Origin of the sequence: Microtetraspora sp. NBRC 13810, from assembly GCF_030268685.1 — a bacterium.
Taxonomy (GTDB): Bacteria; Actinomycetota; Actinomycetes; order Streptosporangiales; family Streptosporangiaceae; genus BSRQ01.
In genome coordinates, this window is the sequence record NZ_BSRQ01000021.1 from 62979 (window position 1) to 88915 (window position 25937).

Genomic DNA, 25937 nt, shown 5'->3' on the forward strand with positions numbered 1-25937 from the left:
GACCAGCTACACGGGGCGGCGGCTCTCGCGATTCACACCGAGGCGCCAGCGCAATCGGTAGCTCATTTTATGCTGAAATTCACCCGAAATGATTACAAAGCAGGTTTTGTAGGGGTGTGAGGCCGAAACCCCCGGATGACTCGTTGGATCGCCCGTCCGTGCAGGCGGCGCGGAGCCCTGCTGGGCAGCGAGTCGTGTCGCCGACGCTGGTCGGACGTGTCGAGGAGCGGGCGGCGCTGGTGGCGGCGGTGACCGCTCCGCCGGCGGTGATGTCGGTCGAGGGCGAGGCGGGGGTCGGCAAGACCAGGCTGGTGTCGGAGCTGCTTGGCCGGCCCGAGGGTCGCCGGCCGCCGGGTGCTGCTGGGCCGGTGCCACCGGTTCCGTGAGTCGTTTCCGCTGGGCCCGGTGATCGAGGCGGTGCGCGGCATCGGGGATGAGCTGCGGGGGCTGCGTGTCAGCGGAGCGGCCGGAGCGTTGCGGCCGTTGTTGCCGGAGCTGGCGGAGGTGCTGCCGGCCGCACCCGATCCGCTGGACGATCGGATGGCCGAGCGTCACCGGGTTTTCAGCGCCCCGGCGCACACCACGTGCTGCTCGTTGCTGAGCCTGATGGACCTGGAGACCGGCCAGGACTGGCTCGGCCTGTACGACCACGGCTCGGCGTACTTCATCGGGCTCGGCTACGACCCGATGCTGCTGCTCGGCCGCCGGCGCCCTGATAACCAACATTTCGGACTGGACCACCGGGGAGCCGTACTCCAAGCTGTCGGAGACCATCGCCGGTGAGCCGGAGCTGGTCATGGACGGACCTCGGGAGCTGGTCTTCGACATGCGGAAGGCCCGGCGGGTGGAATACCCCACCCGGCGGCCGACGGAGGCGGTCGACCGGATGAGCGTGGGCTGGAACCGGCGCCTCGGAACGCCCGGCCACGAGCTCGGCGTGATCGGGCAGAGCTTCCACGGCAACGCCGGCCCGGCCGAGGTCTTCGTGCTGCCCGGCACGACCAAGGCCACCAGGGGCACCTTCATGATGGGCTCCGTTCACCCGCACCGAGTACGTATCGCCGGGCATGCGCTGGCAGTTCGTCAACCAGACGAACGCGCTCCACGAGGAGAGCCTGCGCGAGTACGCGGCCGGTACCCGCGTCACCGAGGACTACTTCTCCGCGCCGATCGCGCCCGGGCCGGTGGGCCCCGGGTCCCTGACCGCGTCGTCGTACGCGCAATGGGGGTACGGCTATATCTCGCTCAACCTGTCGCCGCTCCGGATCGGCAACGGGTACCACTACCTGGCCCAGCCGCCGCAATCGACCATCCGGTACCCACGCGACGGCGAGTTCGTGACCCTGCGGGTGCAGGTCACCGACTCCGCCGGTAACTCGATCGACCAGACCATCACCAGGGCTTGGAAAGTCGAACGAAGGTAGGAGGTCCGCGACATCGGCGCCATCCACGGGGACCACCCCCGCGGATGGCGCCGTCCGTCCAGGCGGCCGACCACGCGCTCAGCGCACCCCTGCCCATGACCGGCAAGCCTTCCCTGCACCGGATCCGCTCGGACAGCGACGTCCCCAATGCCGTCAGCTCCGCCGCCCTGGCCGCGAGCCGCACAGGCCGCGTCGTACAACCCTCGTGCCCCCGATACGACAGGCCATCCGGGGAGCCCGGTCGGCCGCACCCCACCAATCGGATAGCTTAGCGTTACCTCACTATCACGCTATGTAGTCATCGTGTTGTGATGAGGGCTGCCATGACAACGCCCGTTCATCAAGGACCCCCTGGTGAGAGCCACACGATGGCGCATGACGCGGGCGACGGGAGTAGGGAGGACCAAGACCATGGCCGCGATCACGTTCGACCACGCGACCACCCGATACAGCCTGCCGCACGCGCGGTGCCTCGCGCACGCCGCCGCCCTGGCCTACAAGAACGCGAACGACATAGAGACCACCGTGAACGGCTGGGGCTTCGACCGGTACGCGTTCTTCCGCGTGCCGCACCGCCCGCCCTTCCCGCTGGAGGACACCCAGGCGTACGTCGCCGCCAGCGACCGCATGATCATCGCGGCGTTCCGCGGCACCCAGCCCCTGGAACTGCGCGACTGGCTGTCGGACGCCAACGTCCTGATGACTCCCTACTCGGCAGGCGGCACCATCCACGCGGGGTTCTACCAGGCCCTGGACGTGGTCCACGCCGAGCTGCGCGACACCATCGCCAAATGGCGCACCGACGATCAGACGCTGTGGTTCACCGGGCACAGCCTGGGCGGCGCGCTGGCCATGATCGCAGCGGCGCGCACCTACTTCGAGGACCCGGCCCTGCTGGCCGACGGCGTGTACACCTTCGGCCAGCCCCGTACCTGTGATCCCGATCTGGCCGCCGCCTACGACAAGGTGTTCCGCGGGCGGATGCTCCGCTTCGTCAACAACAACGACGTCGTCGCCCGGCTGCCACCCGCGCCGCTCTACCAGCACGTCGCCGAAGAGCGCTACTTCGACGCCGACGGCAGGCTGCGCGAGACGATGACGCTGCTGGCGAGCGTGGCCGACCGGTTCAAGGGCCGTACCGCCGACCTGCTCGCTCCGGGCGCCGACGGCGTCCGTGACCACTTCATCGACGCGTACCTGGCCCGCTTCGAGACCAGCCACCACTGACGACGGGACCGGCGGGCCTTCTGGACCGCGTTCCCCGTCACGGCTCCGCCGCCGCGCCGAAGCGGCGGCGGAGCCCGGCGGCCCCGTCGAAGGCTTAACGTGAGGATGCGGTTCCAACCGGAGTGGGCAAGGTGGCGTTCTCCATGGCGAAAGGAGAATGCATGGACCGTTATGAGGGCTTCCGTGAGTTCATGGGCGCGCGTCAGCAGTCGCTGATGTACAGCGCCTACCTGCTCACCGGGGACGCCCATCTCGCCGAGGACCTGTTGCAGAGCGTGCTGGTCAAGGTTGCTCGGCACTGGCCCAGGATCGCCAGGAGCGGCAACCCGGAGGCGTACACCCGTAAAGCGCTGATCAACGAGCACATCTCGTGGTGGCGGCGGCGAAGATCGGCCGAGTTTCCCCGGGAGGATCCGCCCGACGAGGGGCATGACCCGGGCGACGCCACCTTGCACCGGCTCGCCCTGCAACGCGCGCTCGCCCGCCTGACCCCGCGGCAGCGGGCCGTCGTCGTCCTCCGGTTCTATGAGGACCGCAGCGTGGCGGAGACCGCCGACCTGCTCGGCTGCTCCACCGGGACGGTCAAGAGCCAGACCCATCACGCGCTCGGCCGCCTGCGGGCACTCGCTCCGGACCTCGCCCACCTACTCCATGACACCGACGCGCCCGCCGCCGAGGAGATCCGCCGATGACCACGCTGCGCGACCAGCTGACCTCGATCGCCACCGCCGCACCCACGGTCGACCTCACCGAGGGGGTGATCCGCAAGGCCCGCCGCAGGCGCGCGGGCACGCACCTCACCTCCGCCGCCACCGCGGTCGCCGTCGTCGCCGCGCTCACCTTCGCCGTCACCGGTGGTCAGCGGCCGGGCGACGTCATCATGAGCAAGGTGACCGACACCCTTCCGGCCGCCGGCGTCGGGCCGCTCGCCTACGCCTACTACGACTGGTGCGGGGAGGAGTGGAAGCCCGGGGTGAACACCCGCCGGTTCGCCAAGGAGTGCGCGCAGTGGAACGTGGTGACGCGCACCGGCCACACGTACCGGATGCCGGAGGCGCTCAGCGTCTACACCGAGCAGAGCGCCGAGAACTACATGAACACGAACGCGCCCATGGTCATCTCGGCGAACGGGGAGCGGGTCGTCTACTACAGCGAGCAGGACCAGAAGATCGCCGTACGGGACCTGGAGAGCGGGCGGGTGTGGCTCATACCGGGGACCGTGTCCCGGGCCGAGCTGGTCGCCGCGCCGATGCTGCTGATGCCGTCCCCCGACGGCAGCCGCCTCGGCGTCTGGGGCCGGTCCGGGCAGGACATGGTCGTCGAGGTGGAGACGGGGAAGGTCACCGAGATCCCCGAGGGATGGCACGTACGGGCGGTGGGCGACGGCGGCGCCCCGGTGATCGTCAGCACGGACAAGGACGACAAGTTGGGCGTTCTGGCGGAAGACGGCACCGTACGCGCGTTCCCGCCACTGAAGCACACCCCGGCCTTCGACCTCAGCCTGCCTTCTCCCGACGGACGCAAGCTGGCCTATCTCACCGGCATGACGGGCGTCCTCACACCGACGAGCGACCCGGCGGAGAAGTCCAAGCCCAATGACACGATCGTCACTCTCGACACGGCCACCGGCGAGACCCTGCGCCCGGTACGGCTGCGCGACGTGCCGCCCGGCTTCGCCGCCACCCGGGCGGGCGGCTGGCTGAGCCCCACCGAGGTGGTCGTCAGCGGGCCGGCCATGGCCTCTTCGCAGGACGTCACCCCGGTCCTCGGCGAGCAGACCTACAGTGTGGACATCCGCACCGGCAAGGTGACGCCGCTCGCGAGCCACACCTACCGGGCCTGGGCGGGCAGCCTGGAACTACCGGGCTTCTGACCTGCTACGACGGCGCCTTGACCAATGCGGCCGACGCGACGCGCCGGCCGCACTGGTCGTCCTGGTCACTTCAGCCGGCCCCCCGGAACCTGCGGCTTGGTTCACGGCCCCCCAGCGAGAGCGACGCGGGCTCCAGATAAGGGGCTGGCATCGGGCGTCCAGGCGCTTCACGATATTGATGCCCGCCTGCTTGACGGGGCCGTTCCATTGGGTCCTGGCAGCTTCCCGCTGACGATCCCCGAAGGCGCCCTAGACCGTTTCGTCGAGGTTCTCCGCGTAGTAGGTGACAGCCTTCTCGTAGCCCCCCACCTGCTTGTTCTCGGCCAGGCTCCGCAGCAGGTCGGCGACCGCCTCGCGGGACCGCCCAGTGTTGTACAACGCCATGGCGCGGAAGACGCGCAACCCCGGATCACCGGGAAACTCCCGCAGCCCCTTCTCGAAGACCGCCAGCGCCTCCTCGTAGCGCCCGATGACGCGCAGAGTGCTGCCATAGCCCGTCCACACGCCCAGCCGGTCGGACGCGCCCAGCGCCAGCGCCTTCTCGTAGTACGGCACCGCCTCGTGCTCCAGCCCGAGCCTGTCATGCGTGTAAGCGATTTCTCGATGCAACTCCGGATCTTCGGGATTGTCGGCCAAACGCGCCAGGAAATCGTCCAACGTGATTCTCAGCGCTTCGTCAGTCATGCGAGCAGTATGGCAAAGGTCCGAGCAGCGGTGTCACCGGCGACGTGCACGTACTCCGCAGGGCGGCAAGTGTACTAGTCCATTGTTGGTGAACTAGTTCACTTTGTGAGGCTCTATTGCCGGTATATGTCGGGGTTTAGCGCAGGTTGAATACGATGCCCACATGACGATAGATACAGCGTACGCACCTGCGCGAAGCTTCCTGGCGCGCCGGCTCCGGCCCGGCGGCACGGCGGACACCGCGGCCTCCACCGGCGTGGGCGACACCGGAAGGGGGGTCGGATGAACCGGTTGTCCGGCTCGTTAACCGAAGTGCGGTCGTGCCACCGGCCGTTGATGATCATGGTGGCGGCGATGTCCGCGCTCGTCGTCTTCGCGAGCTTCGGTCTCCTCGTAGACGGTCGTGAGCTCATGCGGGCATCGATCTGGGCGAAGCCGTTGAAGTTCGGGGTGTCGTTCGTCATCTACGGCGCAACGCTCGCCTGGCTGTTACCGAAGCTCCGCCGGGCAAGGCGCACGATGTGGACCCTCGGAACGGCCTTCGCCGTCACCGGGCTGATCGACGTCGGTTTCATCGCGGTGCAGGCCGCCCGCGGCACGTACAGCCATTTCAATGTCAACACCGATGCGTTCAACCAGATCGGGCAGGTGGTCTTCTCCTCAGGCGTGGTCGGGTTGTTCGGGGCGAGCCTGCTCATCGCGGTCATGCTGCTGTTCCAGCGGGTCGGCGACACGGCACTCACCTGGGCCCTGCGCGCCGGGATCGGGCTGTCCGTCATCGGCATGGCGCTGGCGTCCTTCATCCGCGGGTGGGCCGCGACCGGACCACGGACGGTCGAGGACGCCTACGGGAACCCGGTCACGCTGCTGGGGCAGCACGGGGTCGGGGCACCGGACGGCGACGGCATGCCGATCACGAACTGGAGCACCGTGGGTGGCGACCTGCGCGTTCCGCATTTCATCGGCCTGCACTCCGTCCAGGTGTTCGTTCTCGCGGTGCTGGTCCTCACCGCCCTCGCGACCCGGATCGGCTGGCTGCGCGGCGAACGCGTGCGCGCCCAGCTGACCGGGGTCGTCATCCTGGGCTACACCGCGCTGTTCACCATCACGACGTGGCAGGCGCTGCGCGGCCAGTCACTGGTCCACCCCGACACGGCTACGTGGACCGCGCTCGCCGCAACGGTCGTCGTGACCGCACTGCCGGCGGCTCTGGCCATCTCGGCCGCCCGCCGCCGCGAGGCGGCACCCTCCGGCGACGGGCACCCGCCCGGCGCACCGCCCCGCGCCCCCGCCGGGTCCTTGAGCCGGGACCATACCGCGGCTCGATGAGAACACCAGCCGGACCGGGAACGACCCAGGCCCGGTCCGCCTCCGGATCCGTCGACGGCGCCGCGTGCGGCTATCCCACCAGGTCCAGCTTGGCCAGCCCGCCCCTGGACGCCGGGTGCAGCCAGTGGGCGTCGTCGATCAGGCACAGCAGGGGTCGCTCTTCCGCCAGGTCCGCGAGCAGGGTGAGGACGGCCAGGCCGACCTTTAACTCGTGAACGGGCTCTCCCCGCTGCTGGCCGGTCTCTGGTCGCTGCCCAACGCGGCCGGACTGATGGTCGGCGCCATGACCGCTTCGGCTCTGGCGGCCAGGCTGCGCCCCGCCTTCGTCATCGCGTCGGGTCTGCTCCTGGCGGCCGCCGGTCTCGGGATGCTCCTGCTGACCGGCGCGACCGCCGGGTTGGGAATCCTGGTCGCGGCATCCGCGGTAACGGGTCTGGGACTGGGGCCGATGGCAGCCCTGGGCACCGACCTGATCGTCGGGGCGTCCAAGGACTGCACACGACAGCCGTCGTGGGAGCCGCCGTCGCCGTCGCGTTGCTGGCGGCGACCCTGCTGCGGAACGTCCAGCCCGGATCCGGCGACCACTGAGAGAGCGGAGAGTCCCCCATGGAACGAACCGCCGAATGGAACCAGCGCCGTCCGCCTGAGACGAGAATCGACGCACATGTCGGATGTATGCCCTGTGGCAGATGTGACGGAAGGTTCGCCTTCCTAGCCTGTGTGGTCATCCGCGGCGCTCGCCGCACCGTCTTGTTTCGGAGGATTCGATGACCTGGCCGAGATCAGCCTTGCTTGCCCTGCCCTTGGTGGTGACGCTGGGAGCGTCGGCTCCAGCCGCTTCCGCTTCGTCCAGCGGGGCACCGGCGTCGTCCCTCACATGGTCCGCGTGCGGCGGGGATGTCTCGGCCGAGTTGCGGTGCGCCAAACTGGCCGTACCCGTCGACTGGTCGAAGCCCGGCGGGAAGACGATCACCCTCACCGTGGCCAGGGGGCCGGCCACCGGCGAGGCCGCGGGCACCGTCCTGTTCAGCCCCGGAGGTCCCGGCGGCGCCGGCGTCCGGGAGCTGTCCCGGGCACTGCCCAACTTCGCCGGTCTGCGTACCCGGATGAACGTCGTCACATGGAACCCGCGCGGCGGGGTGAGCGGCGAGCACATCCCGCTGGCGTCCTGCGCGGCCGGCCCCGCGTTCGCCACGCCGGACAACAGGCGCGAGTACGACCAGGCGCTCAAGGCGAACACCGCCGGGATCGCTCCGTGCCGGGACGCCGTGCCCGAGTTGTTCGCCCACATGGACTCCGCCACCCAGGCACGCGACATGGACGCCATCCGCGCCGCCCTGGGTGAGGAGAAGATCTCCTATCTGGGCAACTCCTACGGCGGCGTGCTCGGGGCCTCCTACGCGCGGCTGTTCCCGCAGCGGCTGCGCGCGATGGCGGTGGACAGCGTGCCCGACCACGTGTCCCCGCTCGCGAAGTCGGAGCGGCTGCAGTACAAGAGCCTGGAGGCGGGGTTCAAGCGCTTCGTCCGCTGGTGCGCCGGCTCCTCCGACTGCGCGCTGCACGGGAACGACGTGGAAAGGACCTGGCAGGACGTCGTGCGACGGGCCGAGCGTCGTCCCCTGCCCGGTGCCGCGGCCGCCCGCTACGACGGCGACGACCTCAAGTTCCTGGCCTACGGCATGATCAACACGGCGGACTGGCCGACGTTCGCCAAGGCCGTCGCGAGCGCCTCGAAGGGCGACGCGTCCGGCTTCGACCCGCAGGGCCGCGGCCTGCCGCGGCGGGTGACCGCCATGCTCGCGGTGAACTGCGCCGACGGTTTCCGCTACGACGGCTACCGCGCCTACCGTGCGGCGGTACGGCGCTCGGTCGAGGTGTCGCCGAACTTCTCCGGCCTGCGGGAGAACGCCTGGCTCGCGTGTTCGCCGTGGGCGGCCAAGGCCCCCAACCCGCCGGCGCCGCTGCCGGCCCGCGCGCTTCCGCCGCTGCTCGGCGTCGGGCCGGTCTACGAGTACCCCGCTGTCCGCGCCATCACCGACCAGGTCCCCGGCTCCGTCACGATCAGGTACGACGGCATCGGCCACGGCCGGTACCTGAACGCCGGTGACCCCTGCGTGATCGGCCACGTGGATCGCTACCTGATCGACGGCAAGCTGCCCGCTCCCGGCACCACATGCCCCGCCTGGCCCGCGTGACACTGATCGCGTGAGACGACCACGGATCGCCGACGAAGGCACATGCACAACCTCGCCGACACCCTTCAGGCGATAAGCAGCCGCAACTCGTCGCGGACGGCATGAAGGGCGTCGACCGTCCGATCGGTGCGACTGATGACAAGAGCACCCTCGATGGCGCTGACCGCGAGCGTCGCGAGGCGATCGGCCGGGGCGCCGTCGATGCCGTGCGCGGCGAGATGCCGGGCCAGGGATCCGCGCCACGCCCGGAAGAAGCTGAGTGGTCCGGAGCGTGACCACCTCGCTGGCGGTCTCGTCCTTGCCGCCACGGAAGAGGAAGATCATGTACCCGCTGGAGCGAACCGCCCTCGTTGTCATTGATGCCACCAATGACTTCATCTCCGAGAACGGCAAGGCCTGGCCGATGCTGCGGGAGGTGTGCGAGGAGGTCGGCACGGTGAGCCGAGCGCGGGACTTCGGTCGCGAGGAAGCCGACGTGTCATGCTCCCGGTCGGCGAACGCGTGCCGTCAGCCGATGCCGAGTCGATGGAGCAGTCCTGGGCCGGGGATCGCGTCCGCAACCGCCGAGGAGTCCGGGTGATGGGCTCGCGCCACTGGGCCGCAGAGCCCCTCCCTGCGCGCGGGTGCGCCGCACCGGCCCACGGGACCCCGATTACGCAGCCCTGCCGGCCGGGTCAGCGGGCGTCTGCGGGAGTTTCCGTCGCAGCCAATCCGATGGCGAACGTCGCCAGCAGGGCGTCGAGCCGGGGTCCGATGTCAGTGGTGGCATGCCCCCAGCGCGGGTCCTCTTCGTACAGCCTCGCCAGCGTCGGTGTGGGGTTGGAGATCTGCCAGAAGCCGGCCGCCAGGAACCCCGCGACCGCCAGCAGGCTGACAACCTGTTCGATCGTCAGGGTGCTCGCCTGTTCCAGCGCGGCGGCCATGTCGTCACGCGCGGCGGTTGCGTTGATCTTGTACTGCCGGGCTCTGTCGATGCTGACGTCACCTTCCAGGTGCAGGGCCGCATGCGTCAGCAGGTCGCAGAACACCGGCAGCGAAGTCAGGGCCTTGCTGACCACGGCTGCTGCCTGGGTGGGCGTGAGACCGGTGCGGCCGGCGATCTCAGCCTTCACGGCGTCGCGCCACTGACCCCACCCGCGCTCGGCCAGTTCGAGGAGCAGTTGTTCCTTGCTGGTGTAGTAGCGCCTTATCCCGGTGCGGTGGAGGCCCGCCCGCTCGGTGACGGCCGCCAGCGTTATGTACCGGACACCACCGAGCTCCAGAGCGACAGCCTCGGCGGCCTGCAGCAGATCTTCCGCGCGACGTGCCTTGTCCTCGGCTGATCGAGCCCTCTCCACGCCGCCAAGCGTAGCGCACACGGATGTTCGTTACGCTTGGCGGCGCGAGAGGCCTCAGTCTGTCTCCGCCTGGTCTCCGTTCGCCTTCAGCCGCTGGCGGTAGGAGCGCATGGAGACCTGGCTGAGGCAGGCCGGACTGCAGTACAGGCCAGCCGAGTTGCGGGTCTTGTCCAGGAAGCTGACGTGGCAGGGCAGGTTACGGCACATCTTCATCCGCGGCCACAGCCCCGACGCCGTCGCCTGCGACATCGCGGCGAAGAGCGAGCCGAACACGCCGGGCACCCCTCGCTGGGACGGTGCCAGTTCGCATCCGTTCGCGGTGACGACCGCGACGAGCGGGTAGAGCTCGGCGGTGCGCCGCAGGTGGCCTTCGGCGGCGGCCACCGCGCCTTCGTGTTCCTCGACTCCCACGTGGGAGAGAAGCAGGACCACCAGGGCGGCGCGCAGTTCCCGGGCCACAGCCGCGTCGGCATCGGTGACCTGCAGGTTCTCATCGCCGCCGCCCAGGCCTGCCGCTTGGACCCACTGCCGTAGGCTCTCCGCGTCGCCCATGCGTTCGGGTGCGCCGTTGCCGGTGGGCCTGGTGTTCACGAATCCCAGCACCAGGTCCGTCGCCGGCTTGCCCGTGCTCTCCTGCACTGTCACCTCTCCGCCCTCCACCAGGCTCCACCGGGAGCCTACCGTCTGGAGCAAAGCGCCGACGCACGTAACTATTTTCCACTCTGACAATATGCCGTTACTAGCTAAACTAAGTCGTGTTCGCCGTGACACCGGTGCCCGCGAGTTCCCCGGCGAGATCGTACGTGTGGTGATGAGGGCGAGCTTGGACCGGCAGTACGCAGCGAGTTCCGTGTAACCGTACTCCTGCTGCGGGTCGTCGAAGTCGATCGGCTCCTGGCCCATCGAGCCGATGTTGACGATCCGCGAGGAGGCGTTCTGCCGGCCATGTCCGGGGCCTTGACGACCTCGAGGATCACCGGCATCGGAAGGTTCGTCATGGCCGCCGAGAGCTGAGCGTCTCCTCACTCGCCGTCCCGGGGGCCGGCGTCCTCCGCGACACGTCGGACCGGCTTCAGTTGTTCGTGGTCAGCACCATGCGGAAGCGGGCGTCGCCGGCGAGCATCTTGTCGAAGGCCGCGGGGGCCTGCTCCAGGGGGACCTGCTCGGTCATCGCCCGGACCCCGGACAGGGCCGCGAAGCGCATGGTCTCCTCGACCTCACGAGAGGTGCCCGACGCGTGGCCCTGCAGCTTCTTCTGCCCCGAGATGAGCTGGTAGGGGCTCACCTCGATCTTGTCCGGCGACGCGCCCACGACCACCAGCTCGCCACGGGTGCCGAGTCCGTCGAAGGCCGCCGTCATCGCACTCGGCTGGCTGACCGTGGCCAGTACCACCTTGGCGCCGCCCAGCGCCTGCAGCGCCTCGGCGACGTCGCTGACGGTGCTGTCGATGTAATGGTCCGCGCCCAGTTGCTTGGCCAGGGACTCCTTCTCGCTGCCGCGGGCGATGGCCACGGTGTCGAAGCCCATCTTCTTGGCGAACTGCACGCCCAGGTGCCCGAGGCCGCCCAGGCCCAGGATCGCCACCAGGTCACCGGGCCGCGCGGAGGTGCGGCGCAGAGCGTTGAACACGGTCACGCCGGCGCAGCCCATGGGGGCCGCCTCCGTAGCCGTCAGACCGTCGGGGATGCGCGCCAGCGCACTGACGGGCACCACGACAGTCTCGGCATATCCACCCGGGTAGGCAACGCCGGGCACCTGTACCTCGGTGCAGTTGATCGCGTCGCCATCGCGGCACGCCTGGCAGTGACCGCAGTTGCCGCCGAACCAGCCCACGGCTACCCGGTCGCCGACCGCCCAGCCCTCCACGCCTTCGCCGAGCGCTGCGATGCGCCCGGCGATCTCGTGCCCGGGCGTCAACGGGAACGGCCCGTCGCCGAAGTCGCCACGGACGATGTTGTGGTCGGTGCGGCAGACTCCGCAGGCCTCGATCGCAACGCGGACCTGGTCCCTGCCGGGCTGCGGCACGGGCAGGTCCACCACGCTCAGCGCACCGTTGATCTCGGGGATGCGAACAGCCTTCATTGTGGTGCTCATGGCGTCTCCTTGCGGTTTTGCGTGCGGCGCAGACGGTGCCCCCACCTCCGAGCTCTCACCAGGCGCAGCGCCGATGCCTCCGACACGCGCTAGCCAGCTCGTCGAACGACCTCACGAGTTATGATGGTAGCAGACTAGAAAATAACGAAGCGATCCCCTGTGGCGGCCCATGTTTCGTCCATCAGCTATTTGCTAATCTCCCCCGCAGTCCGCGAGGGTCGTCGACCACCGGCCCACGCGGTGGCGCCCGGCAAGCCGCCTCCGGACTGGCGAGCCGCGCCGGCTGAGACCTCCACGGCATCCGCTTTCCTGGGGTGTCGTGGATCCGGGTCAGGCGGCGTCGTGGAAGACGAGGCCGAGGGTGTGCCGTCGGCCTGTGCGTACCGTGGACACGCCATGGCGTACGGGTGCCGCCAACCAGCCGCGTGCGGACGGCACGGGCCTGTCCCGGGTAGTGAAGATCAGGCCGTGGCCCTGAGGTATGAGGACCGTCGTTCGGCGAGACTGCGCCCGAGGGCGCTGCTCGACCAGCAGGAACTCGCCGCCGGTGTAATCCTCGGCCGGGGCGTTCAAGTTGACGACGACCTGCAGCGGGAAGACCTTGTCGCCGAAGATGTCCCGGTGGAGCGCGTTCCATCCACCTGCCTCATAGCGCAGCAGGATCGGGGAGGGTCTGTCCTGGCCGGCGCTGTGGCAGATCTTCAGCCATTCGGCCAGGGTGTCGGGCCATGCCGCGTCGCGGCCGAGCTTGGCGTACCAGTCGCGGGCGGTGGGCAGCAGCCGCGGATACAGTTCTTCGCGCAGCCGCTGGACGGCCTCGGGGAAGGGGTGATCGAAGTAGCGGTACTCGCCCTCGCCGAACCGGTGCCGTCGCATGTTGACCGTGGTTCGGCGAACGTGTCCCTTGTGGTCGTGTCGCGCCCCGGTGTGCGCGATGTGGCGGTGACGGCGTTCATGTTGTCGCCTCCAAGGTGAGAAGGGCGTGTTTGGCGTCGGTGCCGCCGGCGTACCCTCCGAGGCTGCCGTCGGAGCGTAGGACTCGGTGGCAGGGCACGACGACGGGCAGTGGGTTGGTGGCGCACGCGGTGCCCACCGCGCGGACCGCGCGGGGGCTGCCGGCGGCGGCGACCTGGGCATAGCTTTCGGTGCGCCCGTAGCCGATGTCGGGCAGGTGGGTGAGCACCTGGCGCCGGAACCCCTTTGACAGTCGCCAGTCCAGCGGCAGGTCGAAACGGGTCCGCCGGCCTGCGAAATACTCCTCGATCTGCCTGGCCACCTCGTCCAGCCTGCCGGGAGCCTCCATGACGCGCGGGCTGACGAGGTCGGCGAGTTGCCGCAAGGCGGCGTCGTGGTCCTGCACGGCGTAGGCGACTCTGATCAGGCCCTGCTCGGTGGCGGCCAGCAGGAGTCGCCCGACCGGCGTGTCCAGCGTGCGGTAGGCCACGTCGAGGATCCCCTCGCGCTGCGCCTGATCGACGAGCCGCTCGCGCAGCCGGGCCATCGTCACCGGGTCGTGGGCGTGAAGCCCTTCCAGCAGGCGCTCGGCCCCGGGGCGGGCAGAGGACAGGGGCGCGTCGCTCTGCTGCGTGAACGGGTGCGCGGGCCGCGGGTCGTATGGGGGGCGGCCGGAGGACTGGGACGGCGACCTGCCCTGGCCGATCAACTGATCGCGCGCCGGCGGTCGTGAACGGACGGCCAGGGATCGCCCCACCCTTGGCCGGTGGCCGCATCGCATAGCTCTGGGTGATCTCGATCTCGTCGGTGACAACCCGTCGCCTTGGGCAGGTCCGGCGCCACGAGGTTGGGCTGAGGTAGCGAGGGGACGGGCAACGGCGCGTTGCCCGGCCGGGTGATCAGCCCCGCGGTGTAACCCGCGCTCTGGGCCCCCACGGTGTCCCAGACGTGGCAGGCGACCATGAAGCAGGCCGACGGCGGCACGCCCAGGCTCTGGTCCACCAGATGGTAGACCTGCGGTGCGGGCTTGTAGGCGCGGACGGTCTCGACGGTGAACTGCCGCTCGAAGAACGGCGCGAGACCGGCGTGCTCCAGCGGGCTCTGCCCGCCGGGGTTGGCCGGCGAGTTGGTCAGCGTGACCAGGCGGAAGCCGGCGGCCTTGAGCCGGGTCAGGCCGGGCTCGATGTCGGGGTGGGCGGGCATGGTCAGCATCGCCTGCCGGATCTCCTCGATGCCGTCGTGGGCGACCCGGACGCCGTGGACGTCGCCGACCATCTTCAGCAGTCCCTGGCCCAGGGTGAAGTAGCTCTCCCGGAGGCAGGACAGGGTGGTCGTCATCGAGTACATGATGAGGTGGCCCAGCCACTCGCGCATCATCCGGGCGTCGCCGAAGATCTTCTCGAACAGCGGGTTCACTCGAAGTCGATCAGTGTCTCGTTCACGTCGAAGACGAGTTACCCGGGGCTCGCCGCCGATCCACACGCCGTCGGCGCCGGCGGGCGTGGTCCGGTCGTGGTTCGTCGTTGTCATCCCCCTGTCCGGTTCGGATGGGTGCGGGTGGTGTGTCGGGCCCGGCGCTCACCAGTCGGCAGCGTCCACGTACGGCCGGGTCCAGACCGTGACGTGCAGCATGACCGACTTGGTGAAGGCGGCATGCATGCGATCGACCTGCTCGGCCGGAGCGCCCCCGGCCGCCAGGTACTCACGCGCCGTGGCGATCACGACAGCGGTGAAGGCGAGCAGATAGCGCATCGGGATGTGGTCGAGCGAGTCGGCGTCGTCGGTCTTGTTCTTCTTCGCGCGGGTGTGCCGCAACCCGATCTCGTGCTGGTAATTCAGCCAGTCCGCATCCAGCGGACGGGTGCAGGCGTCGATGATGAACCGGTCGAACCGCGGCTTGGACGCCGCCCCGTACTCCGGGTTCGGCTGCCCGTCGGGATGCCCGAAGTAGGGGCGCATGAACGGCAGTTCCTCGAGCCGTTGCCGGTAGGCGGTCACCATGTCGTCGGCCTGGTCGACCAGCACACCGGCCGCCTCGACCAAGGCGTCCTCATCCTTCCGGGTCAGCCCCACCACGGCCTTGAGCCGCTCCAGGTCCTCCATGGTCAGCGGCGAGGTGGCGGCCTCGGCGGTGCCGTAGGTGTAACCGGGAATGCTCTCGGCTTGCTCGGTGACCAGTTTCGGTGTCGGCGTGTGGTCACTCATCACAAAGGCCCCCTTGATCGGTACGTCGCCACGCCCGGCAGGACTGTGGAGGGGTCGCCCGAACCTCGGCGCCGCCCTCCAGACCGCGCGAATCTGAACTGGGCGCGGACCTGGTCACAGATCCGCCGCTCCCGGCCTCGACCTGGGCCTCTACCCTGGCCGAAGGCGCTACACCTCAGACCCTAACCGCGCGGCACTTCGCCGCCGATCGAATCGAAACCGGCCTATCGTGGATATATGGGACAGCTATCGACCGCGTCCGGTGTCAGTCCCGCCACGGCCGGCAGCCGTCTGGGCAAGCTGACCGAGGCCGGTCTGCTCGCCCGTATAGCCCTACGGGCGGCACCGCTACTACCGCCTGGCCGGACCCGACGTCGCACGGCTGATCGAGGCACTGCAGCGACTCGCGCCTCCCCTGCCCATCCGGTCACTGCGGCAGGGCACCCGCGCCAAGGCGCTGCGCGAGGCCCGAACCTGCCACGACCGTCTCGCCGGGCGCCTGGGCGTCGAGCTCATGTCCACCCTGATCGAACACGGTGCGGGAGAACACCCCGGCGCGGACTACGACGCGCTGATCGCCGACCAGGTGGTAGGCACGATCGTGTACGAGGACCCCGACCTCGTCGATGCGGGGCACCCGGGCCACCCACGCCGCCGGCGCGGCTGAAAACCGTCGCGCCACGATGAGAAAGAGTGGGTGTACGGGGACGAGCGCCTCGTTCACTGGAAGCCGGTCTGCCGGCGGTTACCTGTCCGAGATGCGGCCGTGTGTGGCGGTGGTGGACAGGAGTCGTCTCAGGGCGCTGTCGGTGGACGTGAGGGTGTCCCAGGTGCCTTCTTCGACCACCTGGCCGTTCTCCAGGACGGCGATGTGGTGGGCGCGGCGGATGGTGGCCGGGCGGTGTGCGATGACGATCGTGGTGGTGTCACGTCCGGCCAGCAGGCGGGCGAGTTCGGCGTCGCCGACGGTGTCCAGGTGGGCGGTCGCCTCGTCGAGGATCAGGACTCCGGGGTCGGTGAGCAGGGCGCGGGCGAGCGCGACGCGGGCTCGTTGACCGCCGGAGAGGGTGGCGCCGCGTTCTCCGACGATGCTGTCCAGACCGTGGGGCAGGGTGGCGGCGATCCGGTCGACACCGCACTGCCTGATGACGCGGTTCAGCAGGTCGTCATCGGCGTCGGGCACGGCCAGCCGCAGGTTGTCCCGGAGCGTGCCGTGGAACAGGGAGGCGTCTTGGCCGACCAGCGCGACAGCGGAGCGCAGTTCGTTGTCGGTGAGGTCGCGCAGGTCGACGGCTCCCCCGGCGGTGACGAGTTCGACTGTGCCGTCCGTGGGGTCCCAGAAGCGGGCAAGAAGGTGGGCGACGGTGGTTTTTCCCGCTCCGGAGGCTCCGACAAGGGCGAGGGTGCGCCCCGGGGGGATGGTGAGATCCAGGCCGCGCAGCACGGGGACGTCACCGTAGGAGAAACGGAGGTTGCGCAGCCGGACGCCGACCCGGCCGCCGGGAAGCGGGATCGGCCGAGCCGGAGGCGGTGCGGCCGGCGGGGCGTCGATCGCGGCCATCACCCGCGCGGCGGCGGCGCGCAGGCTGCCGGCCTGGCGCAGGGCGTCGGCACCGGCGGCCACCGGGGCCAGGACCGAGACGGCCAGGGCCAGCGCGGCGGGGGCCCACGCGCCGGGCGAACCGTCGCCCGCGGTTGCGATGGCGGCGACCACGGCGATCAGGGCCAGCGCCACGAGGATGTCCTGAACAGCGAGGAAGGCGCCGTCGTGACGGGCCTCGGCGCGCTGCGCCAGAGCGAGTCGGCGGCCGGCGGCGGCGAGCTGCCGGCGGCGGCGGTCGAGGGCGTTGTGGGCGAGGAGTTCGCGGATGCCGTCCACGGTGTCGACGGCGTCGGCCGAGAGACCGGCCGTGGCGGTGCGGACCTGGTCCCCGCGGAGGGTGCGGCCACGGTCGCCGAGCAGCGGATGCGCCATGAGGGCGGCGGCCACGGGCAGCACGGCCAGCGCCGGCCAGGGGTCGATTACCCCGAGCACGGCCGTCCCGGACATGAAGACCAGTCCGGAGGCGAAGAGCTGAGCGGTGGTGTGGGCGTAGAAGAACTCCAGTGTCTCGATGTCGTTCATCGCGGTCGCCGCCAGGTCGCCGCTACGGCGACCGGCGATGCGTGCCGGGGCGCTGCGGGCGAGACCGTCGTAGATTCGGACCCGCAGTTCGGCGAGCACGCGGTAGGCCAGGTCGTGCGACAGGTCCATCTGCCACCATGTCGCGACGGCCCTGAGCAGCACCAGCCCGCCGAGCACGCAGACGGTGGCGGGGTCGGGCGCGGCGTGTTCGGTGACGGCCCGTCCGACGATGTGGGCCAGCCAGGTGACCAGGACGACGAGGGCGGCTTGGTCGATCAGGCAGGAGAGGATCGTACGGGCGACCATCCGGCGGTGCGGCCGCAGCGCGGGGAGCAAGCCGCGCAGGACGCGCCGGGTGGGCGGTTGGCGGTTCATGGAAACTCCTCGGCGGATCAGTGGCGGAGGTCCGCGGTGGCCAGTGCGGCGTAGGTGCCGCCCGCGTCGACCAGCGTCCGGTGGTCGCCGACGGCGTCGAGGTGGCCGCGGTCCAGGACCACGATCTGGTCGGCGTCCCGGACGGCGGCCAGCCGGTGGGCGATGATCAGACAGGTCCTGCCTCGCGCGACGCGGCGCAGCGTCCGGGTGATCTGGTGTTCGCGGTGTTCGTCCACCGCGCTGGTGGCCTCGTCCAGCACCAGGACCGGGGCGTCGCAGAGCAGGGCGCGGGCGAGGGCCAGGCGTTGCCGCTGGCCGCCGGAAAGGGTCGCGCCGCGTTCTCCCAGCACGGTCGCGTATCCGTCGGTGAGCGCCGTGATCTCGTCGTGGATCCCCGCGTCGCGGCAGGCGGCGACGAGCTGCTGGTCGGTGGCGCCGGGATCGGCCAGCCGCAGGTTGTCGGCGATGGAGGCGGCGAAGAGATAGGTCTCCTGGGAGACCACGGCAATGGTACGGCGCAGCGCGGCCAGGGACAGTTCCCGGATGTCGACGCCGTCGAGCGACACCGCCCCGGCATCGGGGTCGTGATGACGTTGCACGAGTGCCAGCAGCGTGGACTTGCCGGCCCCGGATGGCCCCACCAGGGCGGTCGTGCGGCCCGCCGGGCAGGCGAAGCCGACGCCGTGGAGAGCAGGACGGTCGGCGCCCGGGTACCCGAAGCGGACGTCGGTGAACGACAGGGCGGGCGCCGACGGCCACGAGGGCTCGAGCGTGCCGCTGTCGGGCACGGCGGGCCGGGCAGTGCGCAGTGCGGCGATGCCGTCGGCGGCCGAGAGACCCACGTATCCGGCGTGCCATTCCCTGGACAGGTCGCGCAGCGGCCGGAAGCACTCGGCGGCGAGCATCAGCAGAAGGTATGCCTCGGCCCCGGTGGCGCGGCCGGTGGCGGCGGACACGCAGGCCAGCAGGACCGCGCCGAGCGTGCCCGCCTGGATGGCGAGGTCGGTCAGGGCGGTGTCGACCAGCGAGACCCGGAGCTTGGCGACGATGGCCCGATGCAGCCGGCGTGACCGGTCTTCCAGAGTCTCACGCTTACGGTGGACGGCTCCGGTGGCGCGCAGGGTGGGCATCTGCTGGAGCGCTTCCAGATAGTCGGCGGCCAGGTCTTCGTAGCTGTCCCAGTGTTCCTTGCCGCGTTCGGCCAGGGCCCGATCCCACAGCCGGGGGACGAGGAGCGTCAGGGCGACGGCCACGGTGAGGACGACGGCCGCCCACGCGTGGACGGTGGCGATCCACGCCAGCAGAACGGGTGTGACCAGGCACACCACGGCGAACTGCGGCAGGTAGCGCGACAGGTAGGTGTTGACGCCCTCGACGCCGTCGACGACGGTCGCGCGCAGTGCTCCCGCGCGGGCGGCGGTGCTGTGGGCGGCGCCGAGACGACCGAGCTGGACGAGCAGTTCGTCGCGCAGGAGCGACCGGATCCGCGCACCGGCGTCGGCGGCGGCCAGTCGCTGCCACCTGATGAGGAACACGCGCAGGAGCAGCACGGCGGCCACCGCGGCGAGCAGGACGGCCAGCCGGTCGGTGCGGTCACGGGCGACGTCGGCGAGGGCGACGGCGAGCAGTGTGGCCTGGGCGACATGGGCGACGGTGACCGCGGTGAGCAACGCGGTGGCGCGCGCCAGCGGGGCCGGCGCGGTACGGGCAGCACGCAGGAGCTCAGAGTGCAACATCATCGGCGGTCGCTCCGGAGGTGAGACGGCGGGGAGAATCGGAGAGGGGCAGCCAGCGCGAGACCGTGGATGACCCATCGCTGCCCGGCCGGGCCGCCGAGTGCGGCTCCCAGGTCGGCGGCCTGCCAGGAGCCGATCGGCCGGGTGCGCAGTCCGAGAGCGGTCGCGGCGAGCTCCGCGCGGGCGGCGGCGTACCCCGCGGCCAGATGCTCGACGCGTATCCGCTCGGCGGAAGCCGGGTCCGCGACGCCCTCGGCCAGCAGGACGGCTCCGGCTTGGGAGAGCCAGCCTTGCCGAGCCGCCCACACGGCCAGCGTCGGCCGTGCCTCTCCACCGGCGATGAGGCGGAGCGCCTTCGGCTCCGAGGGATCGGCGGTCACCAGGCCCGGGGGCGAACCGATGGCGGCGCACCAGGACGGACCGCCGGGACCGGCATCGTTCGCCGCGGACAGCACGGCGGCGAGGGCGCCGGGATCGGGCTGTCCGTTCAGGGGTGGTGGTGCGCTGCGGCGGTCGGCGATGGCCTGCGCCAGGGACGACTTCCCGCCGCCGAACGGGAGTCCGGCGGGCCACCAGAGTGCGGGAGCGGTGCTGCGGGACAGGGCGGCCAGCACCGCTCCGGCGTGCTCCCCTGCCGGACTTGGCGCGGGGCCGGTCGCCGGCGGCGTCGACAGCGGCTCGGCGGCCCAGGTGGTGAGCGGGCACAGGGTGGAGTGGCCGGGTTCGTCGGCCGTGACGTGCACGGCGGCCAGGGGATGTTCCGGTGCGGTATCCGCCCAGGTGGCGTTCCACCGGTCGGGCACGGGCAGTCCGGCGGCAGCGGCCAGCGCCGCCGCGCCGGCGTTCAGCGTCAGCCGGGCTTGGTGGCCGCCGGCGAGCGCGGCCACGGCCAGGGCGGCCACGGCGTGTCCGGTGTCCAGGAGCAGCAGTGGCCAGGCGCGGTGTCCGTAACGGGAGGCGGTTCGCTGGGCGGTCACGGTGAGCACGGCGACCATCCCTTGAGGGGCGTCGGACGGTGCGGGGCCGCGCCGGCGAGCCCGGTGCTCCAGCGGGTCGTACGCATAGCGTCCTGGCGGCATCGAACACCCCGGGCCGACGAGCAGGTGGGCGTTGACCGGATACAGCCCGCCGGCAGAGGCCACGGGTCGCAGCCGCGTAGAGACGCCCCGGTCGCCGTCGACCGGCTCGGCCCTGAGGGAGGACGCCAGCAGGCGTCCCAGGTCGAGGGCGCCTCCCCCGGCCGCGGGATCGGTCGGCTCGCCGGTCCAGTGTCGTCCGGCCGGGCCCGGGTGGGTGTCCGGCTCGACCGGCCGGGTGGAACGGACCTCGGCGAGCGCCTCGGCGAACAGGCGGCCGGTGGATGTGGCGGTCATGCTCGGGCGACCCCTCACATGTGTGGCGGCGGGGCGAGGGTGAAGTCGCCGGGACCGGTGGGGACGGTGGTACGCCACCCGCGGGCGAGCGCCGCCCGCGCGAAACGTGGACAGCCGTAGTAGGCGAACGCGGCGGGGGCGTTGGGCACCAGGCCGGTGACCAGAACACGGGCCACCCGCAGCGGCGTCTCGGCCACGTCGGGCGTGGTCAGGTCGAAGGTGACGACGCGGTGGCCGCCGGAGGCGAGGCGTTCACGGAGCCGCTGCGGCGAACCGGGGGTGACCTGGTCCACCGGCACGGTCTGCGCGGGATGGGTGAAACGCCGCGCCAACGGGGCCAGCCGGTCATCCAGCCAGACCTGGACGTGCGCCCCCAGGTCGCGGACATGTGCGAAGTCCGCTCCGGCGTCGTCGAGGTAACGGCGATCCGCCCGGTGGCCCAGGTAGAGGCCCTTCGCGAGCATCCCGGCGTCGACGGCCTGGAACACCCATCCGCCGGGGTCGGTGAGCCCCTGAGTGAACACCCAGGTGTGCACGGCCTCCAGAACGGCCTTCCGTGCGGCTTCGGCGGGGTCGTATCGGCAGGCGAACCCTGCCGCGTAGAGGCCGCGACCGGCGTCGTGCACCAGGGCGGCCATGGCAGGGGCGAACTCGTTCGGCATCTCCACCACCCAGGTCCGCAGCGGCGACCCCGCGAGGTCGGCCGGCAGTCCCGGGATGCTGTCCAGCTCGACACCTCGCGTGGGGCCGTCCAGGTGCCACCACACTTCGAGGGCGTCGCGTTCGACGGTCTCCAGCAGCGCGCGTTCGACGGCGTCGGCGAGACCCGCACCGGTCGCGATGCCCGCGTAGTTCAGGTGATGGGTGCGCGGCAGGGACTTCAGTTCACCCTGGCGCCAGTTGAGATGGGTCAGCGCCACGGGTGCCAGGCAGTCGCGTTCGCCGCCGTCGGGCAACTGCTCGGTGCCGCGCGCCCACAGCGCCTCGGTGGCCTCGGTGAACCGCCGGTACGGAAAGCCGGGCCGGTCGTACTGCCAGCCGGCGTAGGCGGGTAACTCGGCCGGGGTGAGATGGTTCTGCCCGGCGAGGTCGGCCGCGGTGGCGCGCAGCGGGGCGTCCGGTTCGCCGGCGGGCGGCAGGCGGTTGCCGCAGTAACGCTCCACCGCCTCGGCGATCGCGGCGATGCGGGCCCCTTCGTGGTCGCCGAAGGTGGTGCCCAGGGCGACTCGGTCAGCGGGCCAGGCGCCGAACCGGCGGGCGTCGCTGACGTCGGCCGTCACCGCCACGTAGCGGGCCGGGGTTCCTGGTGGGTGCTCGACCGGGGCCACCGCCCGGATCAGCCCGCAGACCGGGTCGACCAGCGCGTCCACCGGGAGGGGGGACGCGGACGTGGCGGTGGGGTGGTACGCGGGATCGGTGGCTGTCACCTGGTGATCTCCTCGGCTGGGTCGACGGGGCGGAGCGCGACGGTCCGGTCGAGGGCGGGCAGCGACAGGTGGCTGGCGTCCGGAACGACAGTGCGCCGAGAGGCCCGTAGGAAGGTGGCGCGGAGCGGATCGTGCCCGGTGTGCGGATTGCGGGCGTGGGCGGGGAAGTGGTGCCCCGCGATCTCGAGCCGCAGCCGGACGCCCGCGGGCAGCCGGCGGAACATCGGCCCGAGCGGGACGCTGATCACCACGTGGGCTCCGGCCGGCGCCCGCGTGCGCGCGACTCCGGTGGCCAGGGGCTCGGCGGTGTCACGCGAAGTGAGGACGACCAGGCGAACGGCCCAGTCGGCGCTGGGGGTGTCCGCCGTGGCCAGGATCCGGGCCTCGGCATCCCCGGCGAGGTCCAGCGGATCGGGCAGTGGCTCGCTGAGGGCCACGAACCGGTCAGGCCGTCCGTCCGCGGGCACATCCAGGCGATCCGAACGCACCGGACGTTCGGGATCTGCGACGAACTCCGTCCCCCGCAGCACCCGCAAACCCGTGCCCTCGCCGTCCATGCGCACCGGCTTGGGGAGACGCTCCATCTCCTGGGCGGCCACCCATTGGCCGGTTCCCTCCAGGGCGACCGCGCCGCGACGCCCGGTCAGCGTTCCGTTCAGCGCGGCCTGCGCGAACCTCGCATACAGCGATCCCAGCGCCAATCGGTGACCTTCGCCGGCTCCCGGGCCCGGAGAAGCGGTGAGGGCGTGGCCCCAGGGACCGAGCAACAGCCGGGCCGCGCCCAAGCCGTGGCGGCCCCAGGCCCGCCACAGCGACACGGTGTCCGGGACGAAAGGGTCGTGACTCCCGCCTATGGCGAGCAGAGGAATCGCTCCCGATCCGGCCCGCCCGACAGCACCCGGGCCGGTGCCGGGCGTTCCGGCGGGATCGCCAGAGCGCTCCGCGGCCCAGAGCCGTTCCCAGGAGGGCATCGGGCGTCCGAGCCGCCGGGGCAGATCCAGCAGAGGCAGGTGGTCGAGCAGGCCGGGGTCGGCGGCCAGGGCCCGGCGCAACGCGGACGGGTCGCTGTCCGCACGGTCACCGTGGGCTGCCCACCAGCCCGCCCGCGCCAGCAACCGCTCCGCTCCGCTTGGCTCGCGTGCCGTCTCCGCCAGGCCCAGCGCCGGTACGGCGGCGATGACGGCGTCGGGCCGGACCGCGGGGTCGTCCTGCAACGCCGTGGCCAGTGCGCAGTGCGCGGCATAGGAGGCCCCACAGGCGACGATCGTGCCGTCGCTCCATGGCTGCCGGCGCAGTACCCGCACGGTGGTCGCGCCGTCCTCGGCTTCGTTGAGGTAGGGGTGCCACCGTCCGCCGGAGCCGTGCCGGCCACGCACGTCCTGGGCCACCGCTGCGAAGCCCCGCCGCGCCCAGGCGCGCAGCTCCGCGGCGTGCGAGCGACGGTCGTACGGAGTGCGGATCAAGACGCAGGGAAACGGACCCGGCCCCTCCGGCAGGCAGTAGTCGGCGGCCAGGATCGCGCCGTCACCAGCGACGAGGAACATACTGCGACAGGGGTTCATGTACCGCGTACCGCGGTGGAGACGACGGGCGGGACGGGCAGCACGCAGTGCTCGGTGACCTTCAGGTCCCTCAGGTCGACTCTGCGCAGGCGCCGGCGAGCGGGCAGGCGGTTCCCCCGGCTCGCCCGGCCCTGAGCCCATGCGGCGAGGTCGGTGGTGACCAGGGCGGCGATGGTCGCCGCCGCCGCGGCTCCGGTGACCGGATGAGGGCCGGTGGCGGCGGGCCCGGCCCAGTAGGCGGCCAGTTCGCGGTGGGCCGGGGTGGCGGCGAGGCGACGCGCGGCCACGTGAGCGGCGAGTACGTCGCCCGGGGCGGCGGCGATCGGTTCGACCCAGGCATGCCAGCCCTCACGATGGCAGCGAGCCCAGGCGATGCCGTGCGCGGGCAGCCGGTCGGCGTCCTTCCACAGTTCCGGAGGAGCAGGACGGTCGAGGCACCAGACCACCGCGGCGACGTCGGAGGCCCGCCCGTCGGCGAGTACCGCGATGTCTCGTGGCGTCGCGGGGCGAGGCCGGGCTCCCGCGGAGGACAGGAACTCGGTGAGCGGCGAGGTCAGCCGTTCGTCACCGAGCACGAGCACATCGGCGCGGTCCGGCGGCCAGGAGGGCGGCGCGTCAAGGTATCCCGCCTCGGTGAAGGCGCCCAGCAGTCGTTCGACCTCCCGGGGTTCACCCGGCTGAGCCCGGTCCGATCCGCCGCCGTCCGCCGCGGCGGCGTGGCCGAGCAGTTCCAGCAGCTCTGTGGTGGCCCCGGGTGAGGCGTTGAGGCGCAGGAACTCCCCGTCGGGAGCGCGCACCGCGGGCGCATGCCCGTGCACCGTGACGATGTCGACGCCGGGGGCGAGTTGGGGCCGCGACACGTTTCCTCCTCATGAGCCGTTGCGCCGGACGCGGACAGGACAGGACAGGACAGCGGATGCCGGCGGGACAGGGACGGGCCGTCCGGAGGCGCCTCCGGACGGGCCCGCCCAGCCGGTTACTCCTGCTCGTCGTCGAAGGGGTTCTCGACGAGGGCGTTGGAGTGGGTGGCGGACAGGTGCGGGAGCTGGGCCTGCTCGACGATCGGGGTGAAGACCTGCTGCTCCATGGGTTCCTCCTGACTGGTAGGAAACGACACCCAACCGGGTATCGGGATTAATGATAATGAAAACGGTTTTCGGTATCAAGAGGGATAGATCGGTCGGGATAGCAGACCGGCCACCGGCGCTCGGGGTCCCGGCCCACCCTGCCCTCGATGCCGAACACCTTCCGCAGCAGCTCAGACGTCACCACCCGGTCCGGAGGCCCGTCCGCCGCCACGTGCCCGTCCCGCAGAGCCACCAGACGCTCGGCGAAGCGCGCGGCGAGGTTCAGGTCATGCAGCACCATCAGCACGGTCAGCCGCCGCTCCTCGCGCAGCCGGACGACCAGTTGCAACACCTCCAGCTGGTGCCGCAGATCAAGGTAGGTCGTCGGCTCGTCCAGCAGCAGGACGGGCGTGTCCTGGGCCAAGGCCAGAGCGAGGCGAACCCGCTGCCGCTCACCGCCGGAAAGTGTCTCCACCGGTCGATCCGCCCACTCCCGCACGCCGACGTCCCGCATCGCCCGGACGGTCACCGCGTCGTCGCCGACCCGGAGCATGCCCAGCGGACCTCGCGCGGCGTACCGGCCCTGCCGGACGAGCTGGCGCACCGTCAGGCCCGGCACGGCGGGGGCGGACTGGTGCAACAGGGCGACCCTGCGAGCGCCGGCGCGGCGGGAGATCACGGCCATGTCGGCGCCGTCCACCGACACCCGCCCCGACTCGGGGCGCAGCACGCCCGCCGCAAGACGCAGGAGGGTGCTCTTGCCGCAGCCGTTCAGGCCGACCAGGGCGACGAGTTCGCCGGTTCCCACCCTCAGGCTCACCTCGTCGAGCACCCGTCGCTCCGGATAGCCGAAACTCACCCGGTCGACGTCCAGCGCGGCGGCTCCCGTACTCGTCGCCGGGTTCGCCGGCGCGGTGCCGGGATCGCCGATCAGTTCGGACACGGTCTG

Annotated in this window: 27 protein-coding genes; 9 read left to right on the forward strand and 18 right to left on the reverse strand. The window is 71.2% G+C overall.

Annotation, left to right across the window (positions count from 1 at the left end; translation table 11 throughout):
* Positions 1 to 194 precede the first annotated feature (194 nt).
* The 6 genes from QSK26_RS32595 to QSK26_RS32620 all read left to right on the forward strand — a co-directional run bounded on the left by QSK26_RS32595 (position 195) and on the right by QSK26_RS32620 (position 4524).
* Positions 195 to 386: a P-loop NTPase family protein gene (locus QSK26_RS32595; protein WP_285779153.1), complete on the forward strand. Its 192-nt coding sequence runs from the start codon at positions 195 to 197 to the stop codon at positions 384 to 386.
* A gap of 19 nt (positions 387 to 405) precedes the next feature.
* The gene (locus tag QSK26_RS32600; protein ID WP_285779154.1) at positions 406 to 783 is read left to right on the forward strand and encodes a hypothetical protein; all 378 of its coding nucleotides are present in this window, start codon (positions 406 to 408) and stop codon (positions 781 to 783) included.
* 284 nt (positions 784 to 1067) lie between these two features.
* Positions 1068 to 1424 (forward strand): hypothetical protein, encoded by a 357-nt coding sequence (locus tag QSK26_RS32605; RefSeq protein ID WP_285779155.1) that lies wholly within the window; start codon positions 1068 to 1070, stop codon positions 1422 to 1424.
* Between the two features lie 411 nt (positions 1425 to 1835).
* The gene (locus tag QSK26_RS32610; RefSeq protein WP_285779156.1) at positions 1836 to 2651 is read left to right on the forward strand and encodes a lipase family protein; all 816 of its coding nucleotides are present in this window, start codon (positions 1836 to 1838) and stop codon (positions 2649 to 2651) included.
* 161 nt (positions 2652 to 2812) lie between these two features.
* Positions 2813 to 3343: a SigE family RNA polymerase sigma factor gene (locus tag QSK26_RS32615; protein ID WP_285779157.1), complete on the forward strand. Its 531-nt coding sequence runs from the start codon at positions 2813 to 2815 to the stop codon at positions 3341 to 3343.
* On the forward strand, positions 3340 to 4524 hold the full coding sequence (locus QSK26_RS32620) for a hypothetical protein (RefSeq protein WP_285779158.1): 1185 nt from the start codon (positions 3340 to 3342) through the stop codon (positions 4522 to 4524). The genes QSK26_RS32615 and QSK26_RS32620 overlap by 4 nt, the downstream gene beginning before the upstream one ends.
* A gap of 249 nt (positions 4525 to 4773) precedes the next feature.
* Here QSK26_RS32620 and QSK26_RS32625 read toward each other — a convergent pair whose 3' ends face one another.
* Positions 4774 to 5208 (reverse strand): tetratricopeptide repeat protein, encoded by a 435-nt coding sequence (locus tag QSK26_RS32625; RefSeq protein ID WP_285779159.1) that lies wholly within the window; start codon positions 5206 to 5208, stop codon positions 4774 to 4776.
* Positions 5209 to 5562: 354 nt separating this feature from the next.
* On the opposite strand from QSK26_RS32625, the gene QSK26_RS32630 reads away from it, so the two are divergent.
* Both QSK26_RS32630 and QSK26_RS32635 read left to right on the forward strand, forming a co-directional pair.
* Complete coding sequence (locus QSK26_RS32630; RefSeq protein ID WP_285779160.1) at positions 5563 to 6537, forward strand: hypothetical protein; 975 nt, start codon at positions 5563 to 5565, stop codon at positions 6535 to 6537.
* Positions 6538 to 7448: 911 nt separating this feature from the next.
* On the forward strand, positions 7449 to 8732 hold the full coding sequence (locus QSK26_RS32635; protein ID WP_285779161.1) for an alpha/beta fold hydrolase: 1284 nt from the start codon (positions 7449 to 7451) through the stop codon (positions 8730 to 8732).
* Positions 8733 to 8797: 65 nt separating this feature from the next.
* Here QSK26_RS32635 and QSK26_RS42175 read toward each other — a convergent pair whose 3' ends face one another.
* Positions 8798 to 9040: an LmrA/YxaF family transcription factor gene (locus QSK26_RS42175; protein ID WP_502888769.1), complete on the reverse strand. Its 243-nt coding sequence runs from the start codon at positions 9038 to 9040 to the stop codon at positions 8798 to 8800.
* Here QSK26_RS42175 and QSK26_RS32645 point away from each other — a divergent pair.
* On the forward strand, positions 9004 to 9312 hold the full coding sequence (locus QSK26_RS32645) for a hypothetical protein (RefSeq protein ID WP_285779163.1): 309 nt from the start codon (positions 9004 to 9006) through the stop codon (positions 9310 to 9312). The two genes, QSK26_RS42175 and QSK26_RS32645, sit on opposite strands and share 37 nt — an antisense overlap.
* 94 nt (positions 9313 to 9406) lie before the next feature.
* On the opposite strand, the gene QSK26_RS32650 is transcribed toward QSK26_RS32645, so the two are convergent.
* From QSK26_RS32650 to QSK26_RS32725, 16 genes are all read right to left on the reverse strand, one after another.
* Positions 9407 to 10069 carry a TetR/AcrR family transcriptional regulator gene (locus tag QSK26_RS32650; RefSeq protein ID WP_285779164.1) on the reverse strand — a complete coding sequence of 221 codons (663 nt, stop codon included), beginning with the start codon at positions 10067 to 10069 and terminating at the stop codon, positions 9407 to 9409.
* Between the two features lie 54 nt (positions 10070 to 10123).
* Positions 10124 to 10714, reverse strand: a complete 591-nt coding sequence (locus QSK26_RS32655) for an ABATE domain-containing protein (protein ID WP_285779165.1) — start codon at positions 10712 to 10714, stop codon at positions 10124 to 10126.
* A gap of 427 nt (positions 10715 to 11141) precedes the next feature.
* Positions 11142 to 12164 (reverse strand): alcohol dehydrogenase catalytic domain-containing protein, encoded by a 1023-nt coding sequence (locus QSK26_RS32660; protein WP_285779166.1) that lies wholly within the window; start codon positions 12162 to 12164, stop codon positions 11142 to 11144.
* Between the two features lie 330 nt (positions 12165 to 12494).
* Positions 12495 to 13040 carry a 2OG-Fe(II) oxygenase gene (locus QSK26_RS32665; RefSeq protein WP_285779167.1) on the reverse strand — a complete coding sequence of 182 codons (546 nt, stop codon included), beginning with the start codon at positions 13038 to 13040 and terminating at the stop codon, positions 12495 to 12497.
* Positions 13041 to 13116: 76 nt separating this feature from the next.
* A complete protein-coding gene (locus QSK26_RS32670) occupies positions 13117 to 13827 on the reverse strand; it encodes a methylated-DNA--[protein]-cysteine S-methyltransferase (protein WP_285779168.1) in 711 nt (236 codons plus the stop codon).
* Positions 13824 to 14534, reverse strand: coding sequence for an HAD family hydrolase (locus QSK26_RS32675; protein ID WP_285779169.1), 711 nt, complete (start codon positions 14532 to 14534; stop codon positions 13824 to 13826). Before QSK26_RS32675 ends, QSK26_RS32670 begins: the two co-directional genes overlap by 4 nt.
* A gap of 162 nt (positions 14535 to 14696) precedes the next feature.
* Positions 14697 to 15323 carry a protoglobin domain-containing protein gene (locus QSK26_RS32680; RefSeq protein WP_285779170.1) on the reverse strand — a complete coding sequence of 209 codons (627 nt, stop codon included), beginning with the start codon at positions 15321 to 15323 and terminating at the stop codon, positions 14697 to 14699.
* Between the two features lie 427 nt (positions 15324 to 15750).
* Entirely contained in the window at positions 15751 to 16047 is a 297-nt protein-coding gene (locus QSK26_RS32685) for a hypothetical protein (RefSeq protein WP_285779171.1), read from the reverse strand.
* A gap of 21 nt (positions 16048 to 16068) precedes the next feature.
* Positions 16069 to 17823, reverse strand: a complete 1755-nt coding sequence (locus QSK26_RS32690; RefSeq protein ID WP_285779172.1) for an ABC transporter ATP-binding protein — start codon at positions 17821 to 17823, stop codon at positions 16069 to 16071.
* Between the two features lie 17 nt (positions 17824 to 17840).
* Positions 17841 to 19562 (reverse strand): ABC transporter ATP-binding protein/permease, encoded by a 1722-nt coding sequence (locus tag QSK26_RS32695; protein ID WP_285779173.1) that lies wholly within the window; start codon positions 19560 to 19562, stop codon positions 17841 to 17843.
* Positions 19559 to 20932 carry a nitroreductase family protein gene (locus QSK26_RS32700; protein WP_285779174.1) on the reverse strand — a complete coding sequence of 458 codons (1374 nt, stop codon included), beginning with the start codon at positions 20930 to 20932 and terminating at the stop codon, positions 19559 to 19561. Before QSK26_RS32700 ends, QSK26_RS32695 begins: the two co-directional genes overlap by 4 nt.
* Before the next feature lie 14 nt (positions 20933 to 20946).
* Entirely contained in the window at positions 20947 to 22359 is a 1413-nt protein-coding gene (locus QSK26_RS32705; RefSeq protein WP_285779175.1) for a YcaO-like family protein, read from the reverse strand.
* Complete coding sequence (locus tag QSK26_RS32710) at positions 22356 to 23903, reverse strand: CocE/NonD family hydrolase (RefSeq protein ID WP_285779176.1); 1548 nt, start codon at positions 23901 to 23903, stop codon at positions 22356 to 22358. The genes QSK26_RS32705 and QSK26_RS32710 overlap by 4 nt, the downstream gene beginning before the upstream one ends.
* Positions 23904 to 23917: 14 nt before the next feature.
* Positions 23918 to 24781: a hypothetical protein gene (locus QSK26_RS32715; protein ID WP_285779177.1), complete on the reverse strand. Its 864-nt coding sequence runs from the start codon at positions 24779 to 24781 to the stop codon at positions 23918 to 23920.
* A 116-nt stretch (positions 24782 to 24897) separates the two neighbouring features.
* On the reverse strand, positions 24898 to 25008 hold the full coding sequence (gene amiA, locus QSK26_RS32720) for a streptamidine family RiPP (protein WP_285779178.1): 111 nt from the start codon (positions 25006 to 25008) through the stop codon (positions 24898 to 24900).
* A 47-nt stretch (positions 25009 to 25055) separates the two neighbouring features.
* On the reverse strand, positions 25056 to 25931 hold the full coding sequence (locus QSK26_RS32725) for an ABC transporter ATP-binding protein (RefSeq protein ID WP_285779179.1): 876 nt from the start codon (positions 25929 to 25931) through the stop codon (positions 25056 to 25058).
* Between the last annotated feature and the right edge of the window lie 6 nt (positions 25932 to 25937).